The sequence below is a fragment of the Asticcacaulis sp. DW145 genome (genome assembly GCF_037101385.1).
GTDB classification, from domain to species: Bacteria; Pseudomonadota; Alphaproteobacteria; order Caulobacterales; family Caulobacteraceae; genus Asticcacaulis; species Asticcacaulis currens.
The window spans coordinates 633,007-655,801 of record NZ_AP029025.1 but is presented as its reverse complement, the minus strand read 5'-3'; the positions used below and the strand labels follow the sequence as shown (position 1 = coordinate 655,801).

The 22,795-nt window shown below is 61.0% G+C and carries 20 protein-coding genes; 9 read left to right on the top strand and 11 right to left on the bottom strand.

Annotation, left to right across the window (positions count from 1 at the left end; all coding sequences use genetic code 11):
* Positions 1-64 precede the first annotated feature (64 nt).
* The 6 genes from parE to AACH73_RS14150 all read left to right on the top strand — a co-directional run bounded on the left by parE (position 65) and on the right by AACH73_RS14150 (position 6,823).
* On the top strand, positions 65-2,161 hold the full coding sequence (parE, locus tag AACH73_RS14175; protein ID WP_338736344.1) for a DNA topoisomerase IV subunit B: 2,097 nt from the start codon (positions 65-67) through the stop codon (positions 2,159-2,161).
* A 153-nt stretch (positions 2,162-2,314) separates the two neighbouring features.
* Positions 2,315-3,820, top strand: a complete 1,506-nt coding sequence (locus tag AACH73_RS14170; RefSeq protein WP_272741731.1) for a DEAD/DEAH box helicase — start codon at positions 2,315-2,317, stop codon at positions 3,818-3,820.
* Positions 3,821-3,921: 101 nt separating this feature from the next.
* Complete coding sequence (locus tag AACH73_RS14165; protein WP_338736343.1) at positions 3,922-4,980, top strand: GGDEF domain-containing protein; 1,059 nt, start codon at positions 3,922-3,924, stop codon at positions 4,978-4,980.
* Positions 4,981-5,076: 96 nt separating this feature from the next.
* Positions 5,077-5,835, top strand: a complete 759-nt coding sequence (locus AACH73_RS14160; RefSeq protein ID WP_272741729.1) for a 1-acyl-sn-glycerol-3-phosphate acyltransferase — start codon at positions 5,077-5,079, stop codon at positions 5,833-5,835.
* 78 nt (positions 5,836-5,913) lie between these two features.
* The gene (locus AACH73_RS14155; protein ID WP_338736342.1) at positions 5,914-6,306 is read left to right on the top strand and encodes a hypothetical protein; all 393 of its coding nucleotides are present in this window, start codon (positions 5,914-5,916) and stop codon (positions 6,304-6,306) included.
* A 94-nt stretch (positions 6,307-6,400) separates the two neighbouring features.
* Positions 6,401-6,823, top strand: a complete 423-nt coding sequence (locus AACH73_RS14150) for a hypothetical protein (RefSeq protein WP_338736341.1) — start codon at positions 6,401-6,403, stop codon at positions 6,821-6,823.
* A gap of 27 nt (positions 6,824-6,850) precedes the next feature.
* Here AACH73_RS14150 and AACH73_RS14145 read toward each other — a convergent pair whose 3' ends face one another.
* The 9 genes from AACH73_RS14145 to AACH73_RS14105 all read right to left on the bottom strand — a co-directional run bounded on the left by AACH73_RS14145 (position 6,851) and on the right by AACH73_RS14105 (position 14,218).
* The gene (locus AACH73_RS14145; protein ID WP_272741726.1) at positions 6,851-7,249 is read right to left on the bottom strand and encodes an iron-sulfur cluster assembly accessory protein; all 399 of its coding nucleotides are present in this window, start codon (positions 7,247-7,249) and stop codon (positions 6,851-6,853) included.
* Between the two features lie 68 nt (positions 7,250-7,317).
* The gene (locus tag AACH73_RS14140) at positions 7,318-7,749 is read right to left on the bottom strand and encodes an SUF system Fe-S cluster assembly protein (RefSeq protein ID WP_338736356.1); all 432 of its coding nucleotides are present in this window, start codon (positions 7,747-7,749) and stop codon (positions 7,318-7,320) included.
* 5 nt (positions 7,750-7,754) lie between these two features.
* Positions 7,755-8,975: a cysteine desulfurase gene (locus AACH73_RS14135; protein WP_272741725.1), complete on the bottom strand. Its 1,221-nt coding sequence runs from the start codon at positions 8,973-8,975 to the stop codon at positions 7,755-7,757.
* Positions 8,965-10,023 (bottom strand): SufD family Fe-S cluster assembly protein, encoded by a 1,059-nt coding sequence (locus AACH73_RS14130; RefSeq protein ID WP_272741724.1) that lies wholly within the window; start codon positions 10,021-10,023, stop codon positions 8,965-8,967. Before AACH73_RS14130 ends, AACH73_RS14135 begins: the two co-directional genes overlap by 11 nt.
* Positions 10,023-10,772, bottom strand: a complete 750-nt coding sequence (sufC, locus tag AACH73_RS14125; RefSeq protein ID WP_272741723.1) for a Fe-S cluster assembly ATPase SufC — start codon at positions 10,770-10,772, stop codon at positions 10,023-10,025. The genes AACH73_RS14130 and sufC overlap by 1 nt, the downstream gene beginning before the upstream one ends.
* 17 nt (positions 10,773-10,789) lie before the next feature.
* Positions 10,790-11,113, bottom strand: coding sequence for a hypothetical protein (locus tag AACH73_RS14120; RefSeq protein ID WP_272741722.1), 324 nt, complete (start codon positions 11,111-11,113; stop codon positions 10,790-10,792).
* Positions 11,110-12,576, bottom strand: coding sequence for a Fe-S cluster assembly protein SufB (gene sufB / locus AACH73_RS14115; RefSeq protein ID WP_272741721.1), 1,467 nt, complete (start codon positions 12,574-12,576; stop codon positions 11,110-11,112). The genes AACH73_RS14120 and sufB overlap by 4 nt, the downstream gene beginning before the upstream one ends.
* A complete protein-coding gene (locus tag AACH73_RS14110) occupies positions 12,576-13,700 on the bottom strand; it encodes a cysteine desulfurase family protein (protein WP_338736340.1) in 1,125 nt (374 codons plus the stop codon). The genes sufB and AACH73_RS14110 overlap by 1 nt, the downstream gene beginning before the upstream one ends.
* Positions 13,700-14,218, bottom strand: a complete 519-nt coding sequence (locus AACH73_RS14105; RefSeq protein WP_126423900.1) for an Rrf2 family transcriptional regulator — start codon at positions 14,216-14,218, stop codon at positions 13,700-13,702. The genes AACH73_RS14110 and AACH73_RS14105 overlap by 1 nt, the downstream gene beginning before the upstream one ends.
* 200 nt (positions 14,219-14,418) lie before the next feature.
* Between AACH73_RS14105 and AACH73_RS14100 the strand changes: the two genes are divergently transcribed.
* A complete protein-coding gene (locus AACH73_RS14100) occupies positions 14,419-15,069 on the top strand; it encodes an alpha/beta hydrolase (RefSeq protein ID WP_126423901.1) in 651 nt (216 codons plus the stop codon).
* Between the two features lie 204 nt (positions 15,070-15,273).
* On the opposite strand, the gene AACH73_RS14095 is transcribed toward AACH73_RS14100, so the two are convergent.
* A complete protein-coding gene (locus AACH73_RS14095) occupies positions 15,274-16,404 on the bottom strand; it encodes an anhydro-N-acetylmuramic acid kinase (protein ID WP_338736339.1) in 1,131 nt (376 codons plus the stop codon).
* An 83-nt stretch (positions 16,405-16,487) separates the two neighbouring features.
* Between AACH73_RS14095 and tyrS the strand changes: the two genes are divergently transcribed.
* Positions 16,488-17,741: a tyrosine--tRNA ligase gene (tyrS, locus tag AACH73_RS14090; RefSeq protein ID WP_272741718.1), complete on the top strand. Its 1,254-nt coding sequence runs from the start codon at positions 16,488-16,490 to the stop codon at positions 17,739-17,741.
* Between the two features lie 238 nt (positions 17,742-17,979).
* Here tyrS and AACH73_RS14085 read toward each other — a convergent pair whose 3' ends face one another.
* On the bottom strand, positions 17,980-22,167 hold the full coding sequence (locus tag AACH73_RS14085) for an AsmA-like C-terminal region-containing protein (RefSeq protein ID WP_338736338.1): 4,188 nt from the start codon (positions 22,165-22,167) through the stop codon (positions 17,980-17,982).
* A 102-nt stretch (positions 22,168-22,269) separates the two neighbouring features.
* Between AACH73_RS14085 and AACH73_RS14080 the strand changes: the two genes are divergently transcribed.
* Entirely contained in the window at positions 22,270-22,785 is a 516-nt protein-coding gene (locus tag AACH73_RS14080) for a peroxiredoxin (protein ID WP_338736337.1), read from the top strand.
* Positions 22,786-22,795: the final 10 nt, after the last annotated feature.

The window sequence follows — 22,795 nt, the reverse complement described above, 5'->3', positions numbered from 1 at the left end:
GGATTGTTCACGTCCACCCTTGCCGGACGGATGGAAATTCACCGAATCGGTCCACAGTACGCGCATGTCTACTACGCCTCCCCAACCTTCCCTGTTCGGCGGTGACGCCCCCGTGCCTCAACCAGACGCTGCCTCTTCGCCTGCGGCCAAACCGGCCCCGGCCAAGCCTGAACCCGTCAAGGCGGCGCAACCGGTGGCTACGCCGGCTGCCAAGCCCTCGGCCATGACCGCCGAAGGCTATGGCGCGGAAGCGATCGAGGTGCTGGAAGGGCTGGAGCCCGTGCGTAAGCGTCCGGGCATGTATATCGGCGGCACCGACGAAAAGGCGATGCACCATCTGTTCGCCGAAGTGCTCGACAACGCTATGGACGAGGCCGTCGCCGGTCATGCCAAGGCCATATGGGTCGAGCTGGACGCCGAGGGTTATCTGTCGGTACGCGATGATGGGCGCGGCATCCCCGTCGATCCGCACCCCAAATACCCCGGCAAGTCGGCGCTGGAAGTCGTCATGACCGTCCTGCACTCCGGCGGTAAGTTCTCTGGCAAGGCCTATGAGACCTCCGGCGGTCTTCATGGGGTTGGCGTCTCGGTGGTGAACGCTCTGTCTGAGCGACTCGAAGTGACGGTGTGGCGCGACGGGTTTGAATGGCAGCAGGTCTTTTCGCGCGGCCTCAGTCAGGGCCCCATCCAGCAGATCGCCCCGTCGAAGAAACGCGGCACCCGCGAACGCTTTAAGCCGGATGAAGAGATTTTCGGCGTCGGCGCGCACTTTAAACCGGCGCGCCTGTACCGCATGGCGAAAGCGAAAGCCTATCTGTTCCGCGGCGTGCAGATTCACTGGAAGTGCGACCCCAGCCAGATCACCGATCACACCCCGCCCGAAGACAGGTTCTACTTCCCCAACGGTCTAGCCGATTATCTGGCCGAGCGGGTGCAGGAGACCGAAACCGTCACCGACATCTTTTCCGGCCGCGTAGAACGGCAAGGTGAAGCCGGGGCCGTGGAGTGGGCCGTCACCTGGTCCGGGGCCGGTTTCGGCGAATTTGACGGCTTTACGCAGTCCTATTGCAACACCATCCCGACGCCCGACGGCGGTACGCATGAGGCGGGTCTGCGCGCCGCCCTCACCCGCTCGCTGAAGGCCTATGCCGACATGACCGGCGACAAGCGCGGCGGCATCATCACCGCTGAAGACGTGGTGGCGCAAGCCGGCGTGGTGATCTCGGTCTTCATCAAGAACCCTGAGTTTCAGGGCCAGACCAAGGACCGCCTGTCGTCCAGCGAAGCCCAGCGCCTGGTCGAAAAGGCGCTGGCCGATCCGTTCGACCACTGGCTGATCAGTTCGCCCAAACAGGCCGATCGCCTGTTGCAGTTCGTTGTCGAACGCGCCGAGGACCGCCTGAAAAAGCGCAAGGATAAGGAGGTGCAGCGCGCCTCCGCCACGCGCAAGCTGCGTCTGCCGGGCAAGCTGGCCGATTGTGCGCGTCAGGACGCCAATGGCACCGAGCTGTTCATCGTCGAAGGCGACTCGGCCGGTGGCTCCGCCAAGCAGGCGCGTAACCGCAATACGCAGGCCATCCTGCCCCTGCGCGGCAAGATCCTCAATATCGCCTCTGCGACCGCCGACAAAGCCAAGTCCAATCAGGAACTGTCCGATCTCGGGCTGGCGCTCGGCGTACAACCGGGCGCGCGCTTCAAGGAAGACGATCTGCGCTACGAGCGCGTGGTGATCATGACCGACGCCGATGTGGACGGGGCCCACATCGCCTCGCTGCTGATCACCTATTTCTACCGCACCATGCCGTCGATGATCCGCAATGGTCACCTCTATCTGGCCATGCCGCCGCTGTACCGCATCAGCCACGGCACCAAGATCATCTATGCCAAGGACGATGCGCACCGACTTGAAATCCTTGAAAAAGAGTTCAAGGGCAAGAAGCCCGAAATCGGTCGCTTCAAGGGTCTGGGCGAGATGATGCCGGCACAACTCAAGGAAACGACCATGGACCCGAAAACGCGGACCCTGGCGCGTGTCACCCTGCCGGAGAACGAGAGCGATATCGAGGATCTGGTCGAGACTCTGATGGGTCGTAAACCGGAACTGCGCTTCAAATACATTCAGCAAAACGCCGAATTTATCGGCGATGATCTGGACGTCTGAGCCGCCTTAGCGCAATAAATCTCTGTCCTTTTATGTAAAATCTGATACTAGAGGCCGCAAAGCCTTTACCGGCGTATTTGTCGCCGTGTCCGCGCTTACGCGGCGGCTGATTTTTTCCTGCGACTGTCCGAAACGGCAACCCTTCAAAGCTGAATGACCAAATTTACCGATCTAGGCCTGAACCCCGATATCCTGAAAGCCGTGGCCGATACCGGCTATGATACGCCGACCGCCATTCAGGAACAGGCCATTCCTATTGCCCTGATCGGACTGGACGTACTGGGGATTGCGCAGACAGGCACCGGCAAGACGGCGGCCTTCACCCTGCCAATGATCGAAAAGCTGGCTTCGGGCCGTTCGCGCGCCCGTATGCCGCGCGCCATCGTGCTGGCCCCGACGCGTGAACTGGCCGATCAGGTTGCCGAAGCTTTTGAGAAATATGCCAAATATTGCAAGCTCAACTGGGCCCTGCTGATTGGCGGCGTCTCGATGGCCGATCAGGTGGCCAAGCTGGACAAGGGCGTCGATGTGCTGATCGCCACGCCGGGCCGCCTGCTCGACCTGTTCGAACGGTCCAAGGTGATGCTCAACGGCGTGCAACTGATGGTCGTTGACGAAGCTGACCGCATGCTGGATATGGGCTTCATCCCCGATATCGAGCGCATCTTCAAGCTGACGCCGCCGTCGCGCCAGACCCTGTTCTTCTCGGCGACCATGCCGCCGGAAATCACGCGCCTGACCGAGCAGTTTCTGAAGAACCCGGTACGCATCGAAGTCTCGCGCCCTGCGACCACCAACGAGAACATCACCCAGTACGTCTATCGCGTGCCGGCGGGCGATTCCAAACTGCTGGCCAAGGCCAAGCGTCTGGCCCTGCGCACCCTGATCGGCCAGTTGGAGATCAATAACGGCATCGTCTTCTGCAACCGCAAGACCGATGTCGATATCGTCGCCAAGTCGCTGTCGGTACACGGGTTTAACGCCGCGCCGATCCACGGCGACCTAGATCAGTCCCTGCGCATGAAGACGCTCGATGCCTTCCGCAGCGGTGAGCTGAAACTGCTGGTGGCCTCGGATGTGGCGGCGCGCGGGCTGGACATCCCCAGCGTCAGCCATGTGTTCAACTTCGATGTGCCGCATCACGCCGACGACTATGTGCACCGTATCGGGCGCACAGGCCGCGCCGGACGCACGGGCGAAGCCTATCTCATCCTCGCGCCCAATGACGAGAAGAACTACGACAAGGTTTTGAAGCTCATCAAGAAAGAGCCCAACGCACTTGAACTGGACGTCGATTGGGGGCCTCTGGCCGATGCCCGTCCGGACAGGGAAAAACCGGCGAGGGGTCGCGGCGAACGGGGTGAGCGCGATCGTTCGGCACGCCCGCGGCGTGAACGCGGCCGCAAGAGCGATGCCCCGGCAGAGGTAACGGTCGAAGCCATCGAACCGGAGGTTGCCGCCGCCGAACCCGCTCCGCTCCCGGAGAAAAAAACGCGCCGCCGCAAGTCATCGGCAACAGAAAGCCCTGCCCCGCGCGCCAGGGCCGCCGAGGACGATTTCCCCTTGAAAGACAACGAAGACAGCCTGCCCAGAGGACCGGAAGGTCAGGGATTTGGCGGCCATGTCCCCGCCTTTATGCTGCGCAGCGCCTACCGCTGAGATCACGGGTAAGCGAAAATAACTTCCGGCGTTAACCGCCTGTCAGAGAAATTAGCTTAGGCTGTCCTTCGTCACCCGATTCGTGACACGAGGAAGCCTTTATGAGCAACGACATAGAAGTGAGCGTTCGCAGTTCCAATGCCTATAGTCTGGCCATGGAGGCCATTCGGCTGATGGAACTGCACGGGGTTTGGCCGACGCCACTTAATTACGAAATCTGGCTCTATGTCGCGGGCGATCCCAACTCGGCTCTGGCGCAGGAAATTCACCGCCTGATCGGTTCGGGCGAAAAAATCACCGAAGAAATCTCCGAAAGCCTCGCGTCCAAATTCATTTCCCGCCTTAAGCTCAATGATGAGGTGCGCGACGCTGGTCTGCGCCTGACGCGCGAACTGGCTTCGGTCAGTGAAGTCATCACGGAAGCCCAGAAGGCCCAGAAAGACTATAACGAGACGCTGGAAGGCGCGCGCAGCAGCTTTGACGGCGACTCCGATGCCCAGCGTCTGCGCCAGCTTGTCGGGCGCCTGACCGATGCGACCTCGCAAATCCTGAGCCAACATGCGCATTTCGAAGTTCGCCTGAGCGAATCCTCACGTGAAGTGGCGCGCCTGCGCAAGCACCTCGATCAGGTACGTCTGGAAGCCATGACCGACGCCCTGACCAATCTGGCCAACCGCAAGTCGTTCGATGAGGCGCTGGAGCGCCATTGCGACAGCGACGAAGGCAAGAATATCACGCTGGCCGTGCTCGATATCGACCATTTCAAACGCTTCAACGACACCTGGGGTCACCAGACGGGGGATCAGGTGCTGCGTTACGTCGCCTCGGTCCTGTCGCGGATCGGGCGCGCGCCGCGTATGGCCGCGCGTTATGGCGGTGAAGAATTTGCCATGATCTTCCCCAACGAAACCATTGCCTCGGTCGAGCGCCTGCTCAACGAGGCGCGGCAGGAAATCGCTTCGCGCGTCCTGAAACGCCGCTCGACCAACGAAGACCTCGGGACCATCACCATTTCGGTCGGCATTGCCGAACGCGACTACGGCGAAGACGCCTATGACCTTCTCGATCGCGCCGACAAGGCCCTTTATCAGTCGAAGAATGGCGGCCGCAACATGGTGACCTGCGCGGCCTCGGCCCTGAAAGCCATCGACGCTGCCTGAGTTATCAAGGTCAAAAATATAATTTGAACATTGTTCAAATTTATGCGACAAGGGGGCGTGATCCATTGATCAAGCCCCTTTTTCGTGGATAGCCTCATGCGCGCCTTCGCGTTTTCCATCGCCTACTGGACCTTCTCCATCGCCTACAGCCTGATGGCCATTGGCCTGTCGCTCCTGCCCGGACGCAAGCCCGTCCTGTGGGTGGTGCAGCGCTACACGCGCCGCATGGTGTGGGCCATGCGTGCGCTGGCCGGCATCCGGCTTGAAGTCCGCGGCCGTCATCTGGTCCCCGATACGCCGGTCATTTTCGCCGCCAAGCACCAGTCTTGGGGCGACGGCTTTTGTCTCTATTCGCAGTTCGAAGACGTGGCCTTCGTTACCGGTGACCATCTGGAAAAATTCCCGCTGATGGGGACGCTGCTGCGCAAGCTGGGCGCGATTGTCGTCAATAATTGCGGCGGGCACGAAGCGCGGCGCAATCTCAGCCAGCGTTCCGCCGAAGCCGACCGCGATGGCCGCCACATCCTCATCTATCCCGAAGGCCACCTCAATGCGCCGGGCACCTACCGCCGCTATCGCTCAGGCGTGTGGCACATGTACCGGAATTTCAACCGTCCCGTCGTGCCCGTCGCCACCAATCTGGGCCTGTTCTGGCAGGAAACGCGCTATCAAAAGACCGCCGGGACCGCCGTGCTGGAGTTTCTGGACCCCATCGACCCCGGCCTCGACAAGGCGCAGTTCATGGCCCTTTTGCAGGCGCGCATCGAAGGTCGCACGCAGGAACTGATCGCCGAAGCCACAGGCGGCCCGGTGGAAGCGTCCATCCTTGTCAACGAAGGCGCAATTCCGGCATAGACAACGGAAATACAAGCGTTTTTTAATAAAGCCCTGCTAGACACAAAGACCTTATCCTTGTGTTCTGTAAGGTCAGTTGTGCCGCGCCCTCTTCGCCTCTCCCATCTCATTGACCCCGACAGGCATATACTGCTGGTGACGGCGCGCGGAGACTATACCAGCGAGGGTTTCGCCGACTCCCTGATCGCGGTTTATCAGCAGGTCGAGCGTCCCTGGACCTATGACCGGATACTGGATATGCGCTCCGCGCAGGGCGTGGTGGAATTTCAGGACCTGCTAAAGGTCTCTGTATGGCTGGCGCAGGTGGCCGGCACCCCACCGCCCCCGCGCCGCCGTCTGGCCCTGATTTCCAATGATCCCTTCGACCGGGCGCGCATGAATGCGCTGGGTGACGCCTTCCCCCATGCCTATATCCAGCTGTTCGACCGTCGTGATGAAGCCATCGAATGGCTGGCGACTCCACAACCGTAACCCGTTACCGAAACGACATTTCACGCTTAAGCTAAGTGGTTCTTAAGTATTGACGCGTAGAATGGGTTGGCAATCACAAAGTCCCTGCTTACCCATGTCGCAAAAATACCGCCTCAGTGTTTATCTGGATGAAAACAATTCCATCCTTATTGCCCGCGTCTTTGGCCCTATCCCGAGCGCCGAGCTGTGCGACCGCTTTCTCGAAGCCTATGCCGAAATCGGCGAACCGTGGCGTTATGACCGCCTGATCGATTTTCGCCGCTATACGGGACATATGGAAGACGAGGACCGCCAGCGCTTTGCCCGCACCTGGGCCGAATGGACACGTCACGTGACCGAAGGCCGCCGGGTCGCCTTTGTAACGCATGACGCGGTGGAAGAGGTGTATATACAGCAGGACTACGCCTCTTTCCCCAAGGACACGATGCGTAACTTCTATACGGCGGATGAGGCGCTCGACTGGCTGACGGGTCGAAGCGATGAGGTCGAATTCGTGCCTCAGGCGCTGCGCGCCTGATCCGTACACGCTCGCCGCAGCCAATTTTTAGTCAGAGTGCGTGGCTGCGGGCTTGATCGTTACACTCTCGCCGCAGCCACAGGCATCCGTCTCGTTCGGGTTGTTAAACACGAACTTCGACGCCAGCTTCGTCGTCTCATAGTCAATGACCGTGCCGACCAGATACAGCACAGCCTTGGGTTCGATCAGTATGGTCACCTCCTTGTCGGTGACCACCTCGTCCAGCGGATCGGCCGCTTCGGCATAGCTCAGCACATATTCCTGCCCGGCGCAGCCCCCCTGTTTGACGCCCACGCGCAGGCCGACATAGGGTTTATCAGCGCGCGCCATAATGGCCTTCACCTGCGCCGCCGCCGCATCGGTCAGCGACACGATGGCCGGACGCGGCCGACGGGGACGAGGCGTGATAACAGGCTGAATATCCATAGCTATCTCTGCGGCCTTTACTCTCACGGAAGGGGTACATGGGGGAAACTGCGTTTCCCCCATGCGAACTAAAACATGTTGAGCTGAAGCTTGGCCTCGTCGCTCATCTTGGACGACTCCCACGGCGGATCGAAGACCAGATTGACGTGACAATCGGCCACGCCGCGCACGCCCATCACCGCATTCTGCACCCAGCCGGGCATCTCCCCCGCCACCGGACAACCCGGCGCGGTCAGGGTCATATCGACCACGACTTCGCGGTTGTCATTGATATCGACGCGATAGATCAGACCCAGCTCATAGATATCGACCGGTATTTCCGGGTCGAACACCGTTTTGAACGCCGCGATCAGCTCATCGGTCAGACGATCCAACTCTTCCTGCGCCAGCGGTTCGACCGCCGTCGTTTCTTCCGGGGCAAACAGCTCGGCCTGCCCCGGGTCGATAGCCGCTTCGCTGGCGTCATCGCCGGACAGGGAAATGATCTCGTGCTTGGACATGGTCATTACTCAAAAAACCCTTGCGCCTTTTCAACCGCTGCAATCAGCGCGTCGATCTCGGCCTCGGTATTATAGATGGCGATAGAGGCGCGCACCGTCGAGGTCACGCCCAGGCGCGTCATCAGCGGTTCCGCGCAATGCGTCCCCGCCCTCACCGCTATATTGTAGCGGTCAAGGATCTGCGCAACGTCATGCGCGTGAGCCGAGCCCAGCGAAAAGGTCAGGATCGAGCCTTTTTCTGGTGCTTCGCCATAGATGCGCAGCGCATTGATCTTTTTCAGCCCCGCATGAGCGCGTTCATACAGCGCCATTTCGTGCGCCGCAGCGGCCTCACGGTCGATCTGCGACAGCCAGTCGATGGCGGCTTTCAGCCCGATCACCTCCAGAATAGCCGGCGTGCCCGCTTCGAAACGGTGCGGCGGCTCGGCATAGGTGATGCGCTCTTTGGAGACGTGTGCGATCATTTCGCCGCCGCCCTGCCAGGGCGGCATGGCCTCCAGCAGGTCATAGCGGCCCCACAAAACGCCCAGCCCTGTCGGGCCGTACAGCTTGTGCGCCGAAAAGGCGTAGAAGTCGCAGCCAAGCGCCTGCACATCGACGGGCAGATGGACCACGCCTTGACAGCCGTCGATCAGCACCTTCGCACCCACCGTATGGGCCTTCTCGACAATGTCCTGTACCGGATTGATCGTACCCAGAACGTTCGACATATGCGCCACGGCGACCAGCTTGACGCGATCTGTCAACAGTTGATCAAACGCGGTCATATCGAGGCTGCCGTCGTCAAGGATCGGCACCCATTTCAGCACCGCGCCCGTGCGCTGCGCCAGCATGTGCCACGGCACGATATTGGCGTGATGCTCCAGCTCGGTGATGAGGATTTCATCGCCCGCCTTGATATGAGCCTGCCCCCAGGTCTGGGCGACGAGGTTCATCGATTCCGTCGCCGATTTGGTGAAGATCACCTCTTCCGGACGCGCGGCGTTGATAAAGGTCGCGACCGTTTCACGACCGGCCTCAAAGGCATCGGTCACCTCATTGGCCAGCCGGTGGAGGCCGCGGTGCACATTGGCGTAGGACTGCGCCATATGGTGGCTCATGGCCTCGATGACGGCGGTCGGCTTCTGTGCCGAGGCCCCGGAATCGAGATAGATCAGCGGCTTACCGTTGATCTGACGGCTGAGGATAGGGAAGTCGCGGCGGACCGCTTCGACATCAAAGGGCATAGAAGCCTCCCGCCTTATCCTCAATCCAGTTCAGCACCATTTCGCGTAAGCCCTCGTCCTCGATCTGCTCAGCGACCGGTACGACAAAGGCCTGCATCAGGAGGGCGCGCGCCACCTCTTCGGGCATACCGCGTGACTGACAGAAGAACAGCGCCGACTCGTCCAGCGCGCCGATGGTGTTGCCGTGCGCGCACTGCACATCGTCAGCGTAGATTTCCAGCTCCGGCTTGGCGCGCACATGCGCCCCGTCATTGAGCATCAGGGCCTGATGGCGCATACGGGCATCGGTACCATCGGCACCCTTTTCGACATAGATGCGGCCCTGAAACACCGCCGTCGCGCGGTCCTTGACGAGGCCCTTGATCAACTGTTGAGTCGCGCCATCGACCTCGACGTGGGTGACGCGCGTCGTGTAGTCAAAGTGCGCCGCGTCTTTCAGCAGATAGGCCCCGTGCATCTCGACCAGAGCGCCTTGCCCGGCGTGCGTGACATGGGTTTCAAAGCGCTGGAACTTGGCGCCTGTGGCGAAAACGTACTGCTTGAAAACGCTGTCCGGCGCGGTGGTCACGGTCGAACGGCGCACCGACACGGCGCTTTCCGGCTCATCGAGAATGACCACGCGGATCAGCGTCGCCCCTTCGGCCACGTCGAAGTGCAGGACCGTGCTGGCGGCATAGTCCAGCGCCCCGCTATAGTCTTCGAGCAGGATGAGGTGTTCACCCGCGCCAAGGGTGATGCGGCCCTCGCCCTGATAACCGGCGACAGAGCCCTCTTCCCCGAAATCGCTCATGTCGAGGTAAAGACGACCGCCCGAACCCTGAACGGCTTTGGAAACGGCGGCTTGCAGGTCAGCCAGTTGCCCGTCACCGGCACAGTGCCAGTAGAAGCCCCCGAAATCCCCGGCTTCGGCCTGAAGATGCGTCAGCTCGGCGCGCGCCGGCACGTCCCGCAGGGCGCGCGATAGGTCAGAATATGTCCATTCCTCATGACGCCGCGTCGGGTAGGACGACGGGTCGAACAGGTCGAGCGGGGTAAGGTCAAACGCCATTACGCCGCCTCATTGACGTAGCGGTCATAGCCGTGCGCTTCCAGCTCCAGCGCCAGCTCCGGCCCGCCCGAATGGACGATCCTGCCATCGACGAGGATGTGGATGCGGTCCGGCTTGATATGGTCGAGCAGGCGCTGATAGTGGGTGATGACCAGCATCCCGCGATCATCGCTGCGCAGGGCATTGACGCCGTCCGACACCACCTTCAGCGCGTCAATATCGAGGCCGGAATCCGTTTCATCAAGGATCAGGAACTTCGGTTGCAGCAGCGCCATTTGCAGCACTTCCATGCGCTTCTTTTCGCCACCGGAGAAACCGACATTGAGCGGACGTTTCAGCATGTCCATGTCGATTTTCAGCGTCTTGGCGACGTCGCGGATGGTCTTGAGGAATTCGGGGGCCGACATCTCCTCTTCGCCGCGAAGTTTACGCTGGGCATTGAGCGCCGTGCGGATGAAGGTCATGGCCGGCACGCCGGGGATTTCGAGCGGATACTGGAACGACAGATAAAGCCCCGCCGCGGCGCGCTCATGCACGTCCTTCTCCAGCAGATCTTCGCCGTTGAAATCGACCGCCCCTTGCGTCACTTCGTAATTTGGCCGCCCGGCCAGCGTGTAGCCCAGCGTCGATTTCCCGGCCCCGTTGGGGCCCATAATGGCGTGCACTTCACCCGCCGGAACGTTCAGGTTCAGGCCCTTGAGGATGGTCTTGTCGTCAACGCTGACGGTGAGGTTTTCGATATTAAGCATTGTTATAGCAACCTTCTTTAAGCCGAGCCTTCACCGACTTCATACACATTCCGAACCTTTGAGGCGGGCACACAAATGTCCGCCGATGCAAAAGCAAGGGACTTGTCATCTATTTCCGCCCAAAGGAAATCTCTGTTTCCATCAGCGATACCAAGGACGAGCAACCGATCTCCGGGTTGCACAACAATGGGTGGTTCATTTTCTGCATAGTTCTGATGGATCACCTCGATGGGGGTAACCACGGAGTGTATGCCTACAGGGTGTCCAAGGCTGTCCAGAGCCGCATCTTCGAACCAAATACACTTGGTTTTTCGTATCTGAATGTCCGAAGACAGCGTCATCCCACGCTCCCTTCAAGGCTGATGGCCAGCAGCTTCTGCGCCTCGACGGCAAATTCCATCGGCAGTTCTTGCAACACTTCGCGCACGAAGCCGTTGACCAGCAATGCCACGGCCTCTTCCTGCGACAGACCGCGCTGCATGGCGTAGAACAACTGATCCTCGCTGAGGCGGGTCGTTGTCGCCTCGTGCTCGAACTGCGCCGAAGCGGTGTCGGATTCGACATAGGGCACGGTGTGGGCAGCACAGGTCTTGCCAATCAGCAAACTGTCGCACTGGGTGAAGTTACGCGCCCCGCCCGCCCTGGCGTGGGCTGAGACCAGACCGCGATAGGTGTTGGACGACTTGCCCGCCGATACGCCCTTACTGATGATACGCGAGCGGGTGTTCTTGCCGAGATGGATCATCTTGGTGCCGGTATCGGCCTGCTGCATCCCGTTGGTAACGGCGATGGAGTAGAATTCACCCACGCTGTCGTCACCGCGCAGGATGCACGACGGGTATTTCCACGTCACCGCCGAACCGGTTTCCACCTGAGTCCACGACACTTTCGAGCGCGCGCCCCGGCAATCGGCGCGCTTGGTCACAAAGTTATAGATACCGCCCTTGCCCTCGGCGTCGCCGGGATACCAGTTTTGCACGGTCGAATATTTGATCGAGGCGTCTTCCAGCGCCACCAGCTCAACCACGGCGGCATGAAGCTGGTTTTCGTCGCGCATCGGCGCGGTGCAGCCTTCCAGATAGGAGACGTAGGCCCCCTTGTCGGCGATAATCAGAGTGCGTTCGAACTGACCTGTATTTTCCGCATTGATGCGGAAATAGGTCGAAAGCTCCATCGGACAACGCACGCCCGGCGGCACATAGACGAACGACCCATCCGAAAATACGGCGGCGTTCAGCGCGGCAAAATAGTTATCCGACACCGGCACGACCGAACCGAGATATTCTTTCACCAGTTCAGGATGTTCGCGTAAGGCTTCGGAAATAGAGCAGAAAATGACGCCCGACTTCTTCAGCTCGTCCTTGAAGGTGGTGACGACCGACACGGAATCAAACACCGCATCGACGGCGTATTTCGGCGCCGTGGCGACACCGGCCAGCACTTCCTGCTCTTTCAGCGGGATGCCGAGTTTGGCATAGACGGCCAGCAGTTCCGGATCGACCTCGTCCAGGCTGTTCAGCTTGGGCTTCGGCTTGGGCGCGGCGTAGTAATAAAGGTCCTGATAATCGACCTTCTGATAATGGACCTTGGCCCAGTCGGGCTCGTCCATGGACTGCCAGCGCTCAAAAGCCGCCAGACGGTAATCGAGCATCCATTGCGGCTCGTTCTTCTTGGCCGAAATGAAGCGCACGATGTCGGCATTGAGCCCCTTGGGCGCGTATTCCGTCTCGATATCGGTGACGAAACCGTGCGCATAGGTCTCAAGCTTCTGAACCGTTTCAATGGTTTCCTTGACCGCTGCCATCAGGCGCTTTCCTTTACTCTACTCGCTTGTCGGGCGTGATGCTTCGCATAGCCCGTGGACCAAACCTCTATGAATTGTTGCCAGTCGGCGGCGCTTGTCGTCCATCCGGACGAGACGCGCAAGGCCTTGTCGGCCACGTCAGAGAGGCCCATGGCCTCCAGTACACGGCTCGATTTGACCTTGCCAGACGAACAGGCCGACCCCGATGAGACGCAGATGCCCGCCATATCCATGTGGATAAGCTGAAGCTGCGCCGTCCAGTCGGGGACGGTGAAACAGGTAATCCCCGGCGCGCGCGGCGCCTCTTCGCCGACAATGGTCGCGCCGAGTGCCTTCAGCGCCGCCTCGGCCTCGGCCTGAGCGGTATCGGTCATCGGACGCGCGTGGCTGGTGGCTTCGGCAAAACCAGCGATCCCGGCGATGTTTTCCGTACCGGCGCGATGGCCGAACTCCTGCCCGCCACCGGGAATGGCGGCGTGAATATCGCGGTCCGCGCTGTAGATCAGCGCGCCCACGCCCTGCGGCCCGCCGATCTTGTGCGCCGCCAGCGACAGGCTGTCGGCCCCCAACGCTTCAAAGTCGATCGCGACCTTGCCCGCCGCCTGCACCGCATCGACGTGCAGCCAGCCACCAGCGGCGTGGACCTGATCGGCAATCGCACGGATGGGGTTGATGACGCCGGTTTCGTTATTGACCCACATGACCGCCACAAAGGGCTTGCCGCCCGCGTTCAACAGTTGACGCAAGGCCTCGGTATCGACCACGCCTGACCTTAGCAATGGCGCATAAGCCACGGGTAAACCATAGCTTTCGGCGGCTTTATAGACGCTGTCGTGCTCCCCGGCGCTGACGATCACACGGTCGAAGCCGCGCGACTGGCTGAGCGCCAGTTGATTGGCCTCCGTACCGCCCGACGTGAAGACCAGACGCGCCGGACCGACGCCGTTGACGAATGCCAAAACGGCGTTGCGCGCCTCTTCGAGCAACAGCTTGGCCTTACGCCCCAAGGCGTGCACCGAAGACGCATTGGCCCCGATCTCCCACGCCCGGAGCATGGCCTCGCGCACCTGCGGCCGGATCGGCGAGGTGGCGGCATGGTCCAGATAGAGGGGCGCGTTTGCCATCAGGCCAGTTCCCTTTGGGCATCGACCGGGAAACGGTTTTCGATCGTCACCCGCTTGCGCGTGCGCTTATGCACGACGTCGTTCAGCGATACGGTCGAAAGGTAGTCGTGGATGGCAAAGCCCAGATCTTCCCACAGATTGTGCGTCAGGCAGCGTTGCCCGCCCGGCATACAGCCGATTTCGCGCGCCGCATGTTCCTTGGACAGACGTTTATTCGCCCCCAGTTTGTTGGAGGTCAAAGCGCAGCGCGTCGCCTTGATCGGCTCATCGACGGCCAGCACGATCTCACTTACAAACAGGGCATCCGCCGTCCGCGCCAGCGTGTAGCCGCCGCCGGGACCGCGCGCACTCTTGACCAGCCCGGCCTTGCGCAGGCGGGCAAAGAGCTGCTCCAGATAGGACAGGGAAATCTGCTGACGCTCGGAAATTTCGGACAGGGAGATGGGCTTGCCCTGCGCATTGAGCGCCAGATCCGTCATGGCCATGACGGCGTAACGTCCCTTGGTCGATAATCTCATGCCGTCAGTCCTGTGGCTGCCCCTGGCTAAATCGCAACAGGTCGATGAAAAACCTGCCCAAAGCCGAAAAGAGTGTGCTAAACGGCTTGCCTGATAAGGGGGCGCCGTCTTCCCTGCGCGGGACATAGTAATCCTGACTATTATAGTCAAGAATTATGCGCCGCACCATGACACATTTTATTACGAAACAAGGGTTCTATATGCCTGAAGTGATCCTCGCCGGTGCTGCCGGTCGAATTGAGGCCCGGTACACCGCCGGAAAAACGGACAACGCGCCCATTGCCCTGATCCTTCACCCCCATCCCAAGGCCGGCGGGCACATGAACAACCCGGTGACGGCGCAGTTGTTCCATCTGTTTATGACGCGCGGTTTTTCGGTGCTGCGCTTTAACTTCCGCGGCGTCGGCAAGTCGCAGGGCGAGTTCGATTCGGGCATTGGTGAACTGGCCGATGCGGCGACCGCGCTCGACTGGCTTCAGGCCAAGAACCCGACCGCCTCGCAATTCTGGGTCGCGGGCTATAATTTCGGCGCCTATATCGGTATGCAGTTGCTGATGCGCCGCCCGGAAACCGACGGCTTCATCTCGGTATCGCCGCCGGCCAATGCCTATGATTTCAGCTTCCTGGCCCCCTGCCCGGCCTCAGGCCTGTTCATCAATGGCTCAGCCGATTCGGTGGTGCCGCCGACCGAAGTCGAGCGCGTCGTGGCCAAGCTGCGCACGCAAAAGGGCATCACCATTGCCCACGAAGTCGTGGACGGCGCGGGCCACTTCTGGACCGAACACCTGCCGGAAATCGAAGGCCGCGTCGGCGGTTACCTCGATCGTCGTCTGGCCGGTGAGCTTGAGTAGGGTTTAAAGGACGCTTCAGCGTCCTTTTTTAATGGCAAAACCAAAGTCCTGTGGCCAATTTTGTTTTACAACAGATGACACAGATGACCGCCAAAAGGCGGTCACACAGATGGCCTGAGTAAGTGGCCAAAGTCTTAAATACAGCTCTAAATCTGTGAAAGGCCCGCCTTGCGGGCCGCATCTGTGGCCATCTGTGGAGAACATTCAGGCGCTGCGGCGCGCGCTTTCGGGGCGATAGATGACCCCACCGGTCAGCGGCGACTTCACTCCCGTGGTGCCGGGGAAGGAAATCGGCAGCCCTTTCAGCGACCGCGCGGCCATATAGGCAAAGGCCTCGGCTTCGATTGCCCCGCCGCGCCAGCCGAGGTCTTCGGCGATACGCACGGGCGCGATGTCGGCCAGACGCTCACGCAACACCTTGACCAGTTGGCGATTGTTGCGGCCGCCGCCACACAGGACGATGGCCGAAGGGGTTACGCCCGCGCGCACGATCTCATGGCGCAGGCTTTCGACCGTAAAAGCCATCAGCGTTGCCATACCGTCGGCGTGGCTGAGGTGGCGCACACGCTCCAGCGTAAAATCGTATCGGTCCAATGACTTGGGTGCCGGGGCTGCGAAATAAGGGTGGCACAGATAATCGGCGACGATCGCCATATCTGCCCGGCCTTTTGCCGCCACCGCGCCATCTTCATCGAACCATTGGCCGGTGTGTTGCCGCATCCACTGATCCATCAGGCCGCTGGCCGGGCCGGTGTCGAGCGCCGTCAGACCATCGGGCGCAATCACGGTGATATTGGCCACGCCCCCCAGATTGACAACAAGTACGGGTAATTCCAGACCGGCCTTGTGCGCCAGCGCGCTGTGATAGACGGGCGCCAGCGGGGCCGCCTCACCGCCCGCTTCAATATCGGCGCGACGGAAGTCGCAGACGACGGTCAGGCCGGTTTTTTCGGCCATATAGTCACCGTCGAAGAGTTGCACGGTCCGCCCCGGCACGCCGTCCTTCGGGCGTTCGTGCAGCACGGTTTGCCCATGCACCCCCAGAGCGTCAAAATCCTGCACATTCAGATCGTTTTCGCTTAAAAACTGCCCCAGAGACTGAAGATGATAGTCGGCGATCACGCGCCGCGCCTTTGCGAAACTGTCCGGTTCTGCCGCACCGCGTGGCCAGTTGAGCGCGTCCTTTGTGGCGGCCTCCAGAACCGCGCGGACCTCAACGGACATGGGCTTTTCGGCAAATGGCCCGAAGCTCAGCTTAGCCTCGCCGTCGGTTTCCAGCACCGCCATGTCGATGCCGTCGAGCGAGGTGCCGGTCATAAAGCCGATGATTTTCATGCGAAAAGCCTATGGAAAAGCGGGGGCTACGTGTTAGACGCAACTTGCACGCAAACCCGCGTGACAGCAACATCGTTAGAGACATGACCTCCTTCAAATCCGATTTCCTCAACGTCCTCTCGGAGCGCGGTTTCATCCACCAGTGCACGGACGCGGAAGCCCTCGATACGCTGGCTTCTGCCGGACCGATCACGGGCTATATCGGCTATGATGCCACGGCTTCGTCGTTGCACGCCGGGCATCTGGTGCAGATCATGCTGCTCTACTGGCTGCAAAAGACGGGCAACAAGCCGATCGTCCTGATGGGCGGCGGCACGACCAAGGTCGGCGACCCGACCTTCAAGGACACCCAGCGCCCGCTTCTGACCGACGAACAGATTCAGTCGAACATGAACGGCATCAAGTCGGTGTTCAACAGCTTCCTGACCTTCGGGGATGGCGCGACCGACGCCCTCATGGTCAATAATGACGACTGGCTGTCGGGCTTTGGCTATATCGAATTTCTGCGCACCTTCGGCACCCACTTCACCATCAACCGTATGCTGACCTTCGACTCGGTCAAGCTGCGCCTTGAGCGTGAACAGCCGATGACCTTCCTCGAATTCAACTACATGCTGATGCAGGCGGTCGATTTCCGCGAACTGAACAGCACCTATAACTGCGTCCTGCAAATGGGCGGTTCGGATCAGTGGGGTAATATCGTCAATGGCGTCGAACTGACGCGCCGCCTGAACCAGAAAGCCGCCTTTGGCCTGACCACGCCGCTTTTGACCACCGCGTCGGGTGCCAAGATGGGCAAGACGGTCGGCGGTGCCGTGTGGCTCAATGCCGACGCGTTGTCGCCCTATGACTACTGGCAATACTGGCGCAACACCGAAGACGCCGATGTCGGCAAGTTCATGCGCCTGTTCACCGACCTGCCGATGGACGAGATTCGCCGCCTCGAAGCCCTGCAAGGGGCGGAGATCAACGAGGCGAAGAAGATTCTCGCCGACGCGGCCACGCGTCTGGTGCACGGCGAAGCGGCGGCCGCCACGGCCCGCGACACGGCGCAAAAGGCCTTTGAACAGGGCGTCTTGTCCGCTGACCTCCCCACGGTCGAGGTGGCCCGCGCCGAACTTGAGGCCGGGATCATGCTCGCGGCCCTGACAACGAAAATCGGTCTGACCCAATCGAACGGCGAAGCGCGTCGTCTGGCTCAGGGCGGCGGCCTGCGCGTCAATGACACGGCCATCACCGATGGCAATCAGGCCGTGACCCTGGCCGATCTCAATGCTGATGGGGTGATCAAGGTCGCTCAGGGCAAGAAGAAGATCGTGCTGGTCAAGCCGGTTTAAGCGTTAGCTTCCCCCCTGATATCAGGGGGGAGACCGCCGGAATCGGCGGAGGGGGGTATGGATAGGTAATTAACCCCACCGTCTTTTTGTCTTTCAGACAAAAATCCACCTCCCCTGAAATCAGGGGAGATACTTCGCCAAAGCGTTGAAAGGCCGGAGTTCACGCTCCGGCCTTTCCTTTGGCTCCCTATGACGGGGTGTGGGGTCTGCGACCCCACAAATCCTGAGCCTTTCCAACTTAACTCTTGCGCGGTGAGGTCACATCGACCGGCGGCAACGGGTCTTCGCGTTTCTCATCGAGGATACGACGCAAGAAGCCCGGCAGGACCAGCGAGAAGGGGTTGATCTCGGCCTGCGGTGTGCCGAAGCGGCCCTTGAGGCGATATTTGAGACCCAGCACGCCTTCGCCGCGGTTGGAGGTCAGGGCGTCCCCGATCAGCGGGATACCGGCAAAGGCCGCGTTGACGCCGTAGGCCGGGATCAGGGTACCGTGATAGTCCATGGTCTGCTTGCTGAAATCCTGCGCCCCCCAGACATTGATGCGCAGCGCATCGCCCTTCGCCCAGCCGTTGCGGATAAACAGGTAGTTGTCGCGATAGCGGATGGGGAATTCATAGTCATCAAACTTGATACCGCCGCCCGAAAGGGTATCGGACAGACCGCGCAGGGAGGCCAGAGTCAACACTTGACCCAAGGCCGGTATCTGCTTGACGCGGATGTCTTCGCCTTTCAGCGTGGCGTCGATCTGCCCGTTGCGATAGACGCCTTCGATGACGGCATCGCCACCCGACAGGCGCTTGTCGCCAAGTGCGGTCGCCACAAGATCGCCAAGGTCGTCGGCTTCGAAGGTGAAGGCCGTGTAGTCGGTCTGCGGCCGGAAATCGAGCGTCACCAGAGAGCCCATACGCGTCAGGGCCGAACCTTCGCCAGAGATCAGGTTGCGTCCGTCCCATCCGGCCTTCAGTTCGACCTCGCTGAAGACCCCATCCTGAGCGGTGCGTACCGCGCTGATATCGACGATCAGGCGGATGGGGCGCTCAAGGCGCAGCGCCGTCCCATCCGTTTTCACGGGCGGGTGCGGCAGGTCCACCGTAGCCACCGGGCGCGTGTCGGTAACCGTCGGCTGGGTGCGCGGCGGATTGAACCACGGCCGGACATCCAACCGCTTGCCGCGAAGGGTCAGGGTCTGAACGCCAGAGGCATCAGCGGGCGACAGGCGGCCGTTGAGATCGGCAAAATCTTTCAAATAAAACTTTGAAAAATCGACATAATCGACTTCGCCAGACTCCTTGATCGCCGCACGTCCATCAATATCCAGACGCTCGCCCGTGGCGCGGATACGCGGCATGTCGAGGCCGCCGCCCTGGCGTTCATCGAAGCTGATCGACAATCTGGCCGCCTCTCCCACCGGCTTGACCCAGTCGCTGCGTGCCAGTTGCAGCCGCGTCGGCGTGGCGTCGATGTCCAGCACGGCGGCCGAAATCTGTGCCGGCGAAAGGGCGTTCGCCGTGCGGTTTTCCGTCTGATAGAGGTTCAGCTCGAACCCGACCTTACCGTCCAGTTCAAGGCTGTGGCTGACATAGCCGAGCCGCCCCAGAAACGCGCGGTCCACTGTCCCCCCGATGCGCGCCCACGCCTTGGGCGGGCCGAACAGGAAGGCGGCTCCGTCGCTGTCCGGCAGATCAAACGTCAACTGTTGATTACCAATAAACACGTCGCCGTCTATACCGCGCGCGTCCTGTTCCCAGCGGGCAAACACGGGCAGGGTTTCCTGCGGCGTGAACCAGGCGCGCGGCAGGCCCAGCGCGTACATCTGCTCGGGCGTCAGACGGGTGGTCAGGGTGCGCTTGGGCGGCTTGTCGCCTTCGTCGGTCCAGTCGAGAACGGAATTGATATCGCCGACGCGGATGCGGGCCTCGCGCGATTGCGCGTCGAGCCCGATATTGACCGTCAGCGGCCGCGTTTCGCTGAAATAGGGCAAGGCGCCCAGCCCCAGCAGACGGGCGCGTTCCGGCGAGATATTGGCCTTATAGACCAGTCGTGGATGCTGGCTGTCGATATAGGCCAGATCGCCGGAAAAGCCCTCGGCCTGCACCTCGCCCGTCCACACGTCACCCGACCGGCGCAGACGGATATCTGTGGGAATTTCGGGACGGAAACGCCCGAAGATGGGCAGGCCCTGCCCCTTCATACCGTCGCTCAGCGTATTGCCGGACAGGACGACCTGCGTCGGACGCGGCTCCGGGCCATCCCAGTTGACCGTGCCATTGAAGATATCGGACTCGATGCGGCCCTTGCCGATATTGTTGAACAGCTCCAGTTGTCCGCGAATAGCGACGCGCCGGGTGGGGGAGCCGCCAAACTGCCGCGCATTAAAGCTGCCCGTAAAGTCGATATATTGCATGGTCGGCTCGAACTGCGTCCGGTAGCCGATTTCCCCCGCATAGGGGCCCAGTTTGGCAGGGCCGCGCACCTCCAGCCGGTTGGCGAGGTAGTCCCCGGTCACCGTCAGGTCGCCTTCGACAATATCCCAGCCCAGCGCCGCCTGTTTGAGGCCGGCATTACGGATCTTGCCCGTAAACGTCAGGTCGAGATTCTTGAGCGTCAGATTGTCAAAAGTCGGAAAGCGGATATCGAGCCGCGTTTCGGCCTCGCCGCTCAGACGATCGCGCGTCAGCCCTTCTGTTTGCAGATGCCCGCCGGTCAGCGGGTCGATGGCTTCGATCAGTTGCGCCGCCCCGCTTTGCGCGGTCAGCCAGATATGGGTCTCGGCCTTCGGGGCGCGGCTCTTGTGAAACTGCGGCACGGAGACGCCGCCCCCGGTCAGCGGGACCTCGACCAGATGCCCGCCTCTGAGACTGAGGTCAAAGCTGGTCCCCTGCAACAGCCCGGTGCCGTAAAGCCCGGTGGCGTCCTGAAGGCGGCTATCGACGCTGAGGCCCATATCGCGGAACCCGAAGGTCAGGCGCAAATCCTCTTTTTCCAGTTGCCCGTCGCGGAAATGGCCCGGCGGGGCCTTGAGTATGAAATCGGCATTGGAATAGGTGCCGCCCTTGATGCGGCGGATCAGGTCTTCGCGCGTGATAGGCGTCAGGTTTTCAGGCCAGAAGGCGAACACCACCTCCTTGCGGAAATCGCCGTCGATACGCGCCGTCAGATCGGCCCCCAACTGCCCCTGATCGTCCGTATAGAGCCGCCCCTTGGTGGTCAGGGGCGCATCCACCAGCAGCGCCTTACCCGACTCGATATCGAGCTGACGCAGATCCGGCGTATAGGTGCCTTTGAAGTGCACCTCGGTAAGGGTCTGAGCCGGGAAGTCATCGGCCAGTTGCCCGGTGACGCGCGGTCCCGCAAAGTCGAAATGCACCGCCATCTTGCGGTCGCGTTTGGGGTCTTCGGGCGTCATGAAGACGCGACCCGACAGGTCCGTATCGAGATAACGCGAATTGAGCCGGAAGGTGGTGAAGCGCACGGTGCGGGTTTTGGGCAGATAATCCGCTTTGAGGCTTAAGGAGTCAAAATTCTGCGCCGACTTGCCGAAATCATAGCTGCCCTTGCCGGCCGAAATATCGAGAAAGGCGCTCTGAAGCCCGGTGCGGGCGGCATATTTCAGAGTCCCACGCCCGTTGATCGCCGCCCGGAAGTGGGACAGGCTTTTTAAAGACCCCGAAGACGGGAATATCTGCGACGGGATGAGGTCGCGGATTTCGGCCTCAAGCTCCGCGGTACGCAGGCCCGTCTGGGCCTGCGCCGTCAGGGCCAGAGAGGCCTTGCGTCCCTGACTTTCGACCGCCAGTCCGATTTGCGAGCGTATCTGCTGATCACGCTTGGAAAAATCAATACGGGCCACGTGGGCGCGCCAGTCGAGGGGCGTCCCCACCTGACGGAAGGCCAGTGTGCCATCGGTCAGATGCACCTGCCGGGTGAAACTCATCGGACGGCCCAGAGTCTCCTTGCCGGTCAGATCGTAGAAGACGCGTTCCACGGCAAAGGCCTCCGGATCGCCCTTGGCCTCATACCCCAGTTCGATACGACCATTGGGTGAGGCCGACAGGGCGACGAAGAAATTATCTGCCGTCAGCCGTGCCGGGGCCATATGCAGCCACAACAGGCTGTCGAGCGCCAGCGCCGCCTCCATCTGGTCAGCGGAGGCCACCGTGCGGCCCGCCTTGTCCTTCAGCAGCAGATCGTCGAAGCGCAGCCCCAGAGCATTGGAGTCGTGGAACCACACAAGGTCCAGATGTTTGAGACTGGCTTCAGCCCCCGGGATGGTGCGTTCCAGCCGCGACACGATCAGAAAGCGCAGACCATCGACGCGTATCGGTCCTTGCGACAGGCAGCCGACAAAAACCAGCGCGGCCAGCAGGCCGACGCCCGCCAGACTGAGCCTCCAGTGTTGTCTGAGCTTGGTGATCAGGCTATTCACGAAGATCCGAACGCACGCGCCGGGCGTACCACAAAACGAAAACACAAAAGCCGCCCGAAATCGGGCGCACCTTTTCTCATAAGATCAACCGAAGGCATTGTCATGGCAAAAAATTTGGCAAAAAAGGCAGGTCGTGAAAACCCCACGGATGCGGGCTTCGCCCCCTTCCCGCTCCCGGCCTTCGACCTGCCCGCTGACGACGGTCAGAATTGGACGCCCGACAGCCTGAAGGGCCGCTGGACGGTGCTGTTCGTTTATCCCGCCGACAACACGCCGACCTGTACGCAGGAAGCCATCGACTTCACCGCTGCCGTACCGCAGTTCGAGGCACTGGGCGCCCAGGTGATCGGCCTGTCGAAGGATGATCTCAACAGCCATGCCCGCTTCAAAACGAAACACGCCCTGACTCCTGTCCTGCTTTCGGACACCACGCCGGGCCTTATCGACGCACTGGGGGCATGGGTTGAAAAGTCGATGTACGGCAAAACCTATATGGGTACCGACCGTTCGACCTGGCTGATCGACCCGCATGGCGTGGTACAGGCCGCCTGGCGCAAGGTTCGCATCAAAGGGCACGTCGAGGCCGTTCTGGACACACTGCGCGCAAAATCGGCCTGACCTCGCGAAT